We start from the raw sequence: 2494 nt of genomic DNA on the forward strand, positions 1-2494 counted from the left end.
CATGGGCGAGGCGGCCGGCTTGGCCGCCCGGGCCGCGCCCGCCGCCGCCGCGGATTCCGCCTCGCGTCGCGAGGCCGCCGCGGCCTCCATCATGCCGCGCATGTCGAAGCCCGAAGGATGCTGGTAGACGCGCAGCCCGAACTCGGGCAGCACGGCGAGCAGGTGATCGAAGATATCGCCCTGGATGGTCTCGTAGTCGAGCCAGGTGGTGGTATCGGTGAAGCAGTACAGCTCCATCGGGATGCCCTCGGCCGTCAGCGGCAACTGGCGCGCCATGCGCGTCATGCCGCGATGGATGCGCGGGTGGCGCTGCAGGTAGCTGTCGCAATAGGCGCGGAAGGTGCCGAGGTTGGTCAACTGGCGGCGATTGCCCATCCACTCGCCGTCGGCGCCGAGCGCGCCGTTCCATTCGGCCAGCGTGTCGCGCTTGCCCGCCAGGTAGTCCTTCAGCAGCGTGAAGCGCTCCAGCCGCGCGATCTCCTCGGTGCTCAGGAAGCGCACGCTGCTCGCGTCGACGAACAGCGCGCGCTTGATGCGCCGCCCGCCCGATTCGGTCATGCCGCGCCAGTTCTGGTAGCTCTCGGTGATCAGCTTCCAGGTCGGGATGGTGATGATGGTGCGATCGAAGTTGGCCACCTTCACGGTGTTCAGCGTGATGTCGATCACGTCGCCGTCGGCGCCCGCGCTCGGCATGGTGATCCAGTCGCCGATCCGCAGCATGTCGTTGGAGGACAACTGCACGCCGGCCACCAGGCCCAGGATGGTGTCTTTGAAGATCAGCATCAGCACCGCCGACATCGCGCCGATCCCCGACAGCAGCAGGCCGATCTGCTTGCCGGTGACGGTGCCGATCACCACCAGCGCGGCGGTGATGTACATCACCAGCTTGATCAGCTGCATCGCGCCCTTGAGCGACAGCGTGGGCCGCTCGCGCGGCTGGGTGCGGTGCAGGTGCTCGGCGGCCGACAGCACCGCGCCGATCGTCATCGTCACCAGGAACACCACGATCGCGAACAGCAGCTTGTCGACGATCTGCGCGGCCGATTCGGGAATGTTCGGGATCGAGCGGAAACCGAGCTGGAACACCACGAAGGGCACCAGGCGCGAGAGCCACTTGAAGGCGCCGAACTGGAACAGCACGTCGTCGAAGCGGGTGGGGGTGCGCGCCGCGAACTTCGCGACCACGCGGAACAGCACGAAGCGCACCGCCAGGGCGATCGCGCAGGAGGCGGCCAGCAGGATCAGACAGCCGACGAGGGGGGCAAACCAGATGGCATTCATTGAATCGAGGAAAAACGGTGAACGGGTGGTGCGGTAGTGCAGGGAACCTGCCTGGCGCCGGCTCGGCCGGCTTGGCGCAGGGCGTCTGTAAGGGACCGCGGATCCGGCGCCGGGTTCCGATACTTTTTACCGATCGCCGCGGGGCGCGGCTTCGCGCGCCGGCTCGCAGGCGCCGGGCGCGATCGTACCCGTTTTTTTGACGCCGCTTGCCGCCGGTGCCGGGCTCGCTTAACGTGTGCGCTTCCCGCGCGAGCGCGACGCCTGAGAACAGGCGGCCCGCGCCGGCAATCACGAGGAGGCGTTTCGATGACTCTTGCGGTATGCGATGCGGCACAAACGGCGGCCTGCCTGCCGTTCGGGCCCCTGGTGGACGCGCTGGCGGTGGCCGCGCGCGACGCGGCCGAAGGCCGGATCCTGAGCCCGGCGCGGCTGGCGGTGCCGCTGCGCGAGGGCGGCGTGATGCTGTCGATGCCGGCCGCGGCCGACGACATCGCGATCCACAAGCTGGTCAATGTCTGCCCGGGCAACCGCGAGCGCGACCTGCCGACCATCCACGGCCAGGTGGTGGCCTACGATCCCGGCAGCGGCGAGGCGCTGGTCTCGCTCGACGGGCCGACCGTCACCGGGCGGCGCACCGCCGGCATCACCATGCTGGGCGCGCGCACCTTCCTGGCGGCCGCGCCGCGCGAGGTGCTGCTGTACGGCATCGGCACCCAGGCCGCGCATCACCTCGACGCGCTGGCCGAGCTGTATCCCGAGGCGCGCGTGCGCGTGAAGGCGCGCTCGGTGGAGCGCGCCGAGGCCTTCTGCGCGCGCTGGCGCGACAGCCTGCCCGGCATCGAGCCGTTCGGCGAGGCGCCGGTGCCCGATTCGGTCGACCTGGTGATCGCCGCCACCACCAGCGCCACGCCGGTCTATCACGAGGCGGCGCGCGCCGGGCGCCTGGTGGTGGGCGTCGGCGTGTTCACCGCCGATCGCGCCGAGATCGCCGCGCGGACCGTGAACGGCAGCGCCCTGTTCGTCGACGATCCCGACGGCGCGCATCACGAGGCCGGCGACCTGATCCTGGCCGGCGTCGACTGGGCGCGCGTCGGCTCGCTGGCCGGCGCGATCGTGGCGGCGGAGCAGGCCGGCGGCCGCGCCGAGGCGCAGCAGCCGGTGCTGTTCAAGAGCGTCGGTTGCGCGGCCTGGGACCTGGCCGCCGGCCGCGTCG

2 protein-coding genes are annotated in these 2494 nt (G+C 70.7%); one reads left to right on the top strand and one right to left on the bottom strand.

Annotated features, from left to right (window positions below; translation table 11 throughout):
• Nucleotides 1-1281, bottom strand: a 1281-nt coding sequence (locus F3J18_RS36645) for a mechanosensitive ion channel family protein (protein ID WP_240156514.1), incomplete at its 3' end; no start/stop codon positions are given.
• A gap of 306 nt (nucleotides 1282-1587) precedes the next feature.
• Here F3J18_RS36645 and lhpI point away from each other — a divergent pair.
• Nucleotides 1588-2494, top strand: a 907-nt coding sequence (gene lhpI, locus F3J18_RS36650) for a bifunctional Delta(1)-pyrroline-2-carboxylate/Delta(1)-piperideine-2-carboxylate reductase (protein ID WP_166917027.1), incomplete at its 3' end; no start/stop codon positions are given.

The sequence above is a fragment of the Burkholderia sp. Ax-1720 genome, from assembly GCF_011753035.1.
Taxonomy (GTDB): Bacteria; Pseudomonadota; Gammaproteobacteria; order Burkholderiales; family Burkholderiaceae; genus Burkholderia; species Burkholderia gladioli.